The following is a 2500-nucleotide window of genomic DNA, read 5'->3' as shown; positions in this document are numbered from 1 at the left end:
TGGGTAACACCAACTGGAGGACCGAACCCATATCTGTTGCAATAGATTGGGATGACTTGTGGCTAGGGGTGAAAGGCCAATCAAACTCGGAGATAGCTGGTTCTCCGCGAAATCTATTTAGGTAGAGCGTCGAGCGAATACCCACGGGGGTAGAGCACTGGATGGGCTATGGGGACTCACCGTCTTACTGATCCTAACCAAACTCCGAATACCGTGGAGTACTACTCGGCAGACACACGGCGGGTGCTAACGTCCGTCGTGGAAAGGGCAACAACCCTGACCTCCATCTAAGGTCCCCAAGTCATGGCTAAGTGGGAAAGGATGTGAGGATCCCAAAACAACCAGGATGTTGGCTTAGAAGCAGCCATCATTTAAAGAAAGCGTAACAGCTCACTGGTCTAAATAAGGGTCCTTGCGCCGAAAATGTAACGGGGCTGAAGCCATGCACCGAAGCTGAGGATGTGCACGCAAGTGCACGTGGTAGCGGAGCGTTCCGTAAGTCTGTGAAGGTGGACCCGTGAGGGCTGCTGGAGATATCGGAAGTGCGAATGTTGACATGAGTAACGATAAAGGGGGTGAGAGACCCCCTCGCCGAAAGACCAAGGGTTCCTGCTTAAAGTTAATCTGAGCAGGGTTAGCCGGCCCCTAAGACGAGGCGGACACGCGTAGTCGATGGGAACCACGTTAATATTCGTGGGCCTGGTGGTAGTGACGGATTGTGTAAGTTGTAAGGTCTTACTGGATTGATCTTGCAGCGAAGCGGTCCCGGGAAATAGCTCCACCGTATAGACCGTACCCGAAACCGACACAGGTGGTCCGGTAGAGTATACCAAGGCGCTTGAGAGAACTGCGTTGAAGGAACTCGGCAAATTGCACGCGTAACTTCGGAAGAAGCGTGACCTCTTTTTACGCAAGTGGAAAGGGGTGGCACAGACCAGGGGGTAGCGACTGTTTATCAAAAACACAGGGCTCTGCGAAGTCGCAAGACGACGTATAGGGTCTGACGCCTGCCCGGTGCTGGAAGGTTAAGAGGAGAGGTGCAAGCTTTGAATCGAAGCCCCAGTAAACGGCGGCCGTAACTATAACGGTCCTAAGGTAGCGAAATTCCTTGTCGGGTAAGTTCCGACCTGCACGAATGGCGTAACGACTTCCCCGCTGTCTCCAACGCAGACTCAGTGAAATTGAATTCCCCGTGAAGATGCGGGGTTCCTGCGGTCAGACGGAAAGACCCCGTGCACCTTTACTATAGCTTTACACTGGCATTCGTGTCGGCATGTGTAGGATAGGTGGTAGGCTTTGAAGCGCGGACGCCAGTTTGCGTGGAGCCATCCTTGAAATACCACCCTTATCGTCATGGATGTCTAACCGCGGTCCGTTATCCGGATCCGGGACCGTGTATGGTGGGTAGTTTGACTGGGGCGGTCGCCTCCGAAAGAGTAACGGAGGCGCGCGATGGTGGGCTCAGACCGGTCGGAAATCGGTCGTCGAGTGCAATGGCATAAGCCCGCCTGACTGCGAGACTGACAAGTCGAGCAGAGACGAAAGTCGGTCATAGTGATCCGGTGGTCCCGTGTGGAAGGGCCATCGCTCAACGGATAAAAGGTACGCCGGGGATAACAGGCTGATGACCCCCAAGAGTCCATATCGACGGGGTTGTTTGGCACCTCGATGTCGGCTCATCGCATCCTGGGGCTGGAGCAGGTCCCAAGGGTTTGGCTGTTCGCCAATTAAAGCGGTACGTGAGCTGGGTTCAGAACGTCGTGAGACAGTTCGGTCCCTATCTGCCGTGGGTGTAGGAATATTGACAGGATCTGTCCCTAGTACGAGAGGACCGGGATGGACGTATCTCTGGTGGACCTGTTGTCCTGCCAAGGGCATAGCAGGGTAGCTATATACGGAAGGGATAACCGCTGAAGGCATCTAAGCGGGAAACCCACCTGAAAACGAGTATTCCCTTGAGAGCCGTGGAAGACGACCACGTTGATAGGCCGGGTGTGGAAGCGCAGCAATGTGTGAAGCTTACCGGTACTAATCGCTCGATTGGCTTGATCGTTCTCATTGTTCATGCTCATCACAGATGAGCATCGACCTTTTGTCCTCACGGGCGCAACGCGATCTCAGATCGCTGCCCTGCGGACGGCGCGCCGGACAACCGGCGGCTCGGCTTTGCCGGCTGCTGGTGCCTCGCGAAAAAAAGGTCAAGACGTGTTCCCATCATAAAGGCGAAAGCCTGCCAGCTTCTCGAAAATGTTGCGCTTCGCCGACCTGGTGGTCATTGCGGGGTGGCCGCACCCGTTCCCATTCCGAACACGGCCGTGAAACGCCCCTGCGCCAATGGTACTTCGTCTCAAGACGCGGGAGAGTAGGTCGCCGCCAGGTCTGCAAAACGCAACAAAACTTCTCAAAACAAAACCACACCATAACGCGGGGTGGAGCAGCCCGGTAGCTCGTCAGGCTCATAACCTGAAGGCCGCAGGTTCAAATCCTGCCCCCGCAACCA

At 55.2% G+C, this 2500-nt stretch carries 1 tRNA gene and 2 rRNA genes (1 of these 3 cut by a window edge); all 3 read left to right on the top strand.

The annotated features are described in order from the left end of the window. Window positions 1-2053: ribosomal RNA gene (locus KYK29_RS22275) — 23S ribosomal RNA — on the top strand (it extends 930 nt beyond the left edge of the window). Between the two features lie 211 nt (window positions 2054-2264). Beyond that, window positions 2265-2379 (top strand): 5S ribosomal RNA (rrf, locus tag KYK29_RS22270). A 44-nt stretch (window positions 2380-2423) separates the two neighbouring features. Beyond that, window positions 2424-2500, top strand: a tRNA-Met gene (locus KYK29_RS22265).

Source organism: Shinella daejeonensis (assembly GCF_024281235.1).
Taxonomy (GTDB): domain Bacteria; phylum Pseudomonadota; class Alphaproteobacteria; order Rhizobiales; family Rhizobiaceae; genus Shinella; species Shinella daejeonensis.
The sequence above is the reverse complement of the archived record's forward strand: the minus strand, read 5'-3'. Positions and strand labels throughout refer to the sequence as shown.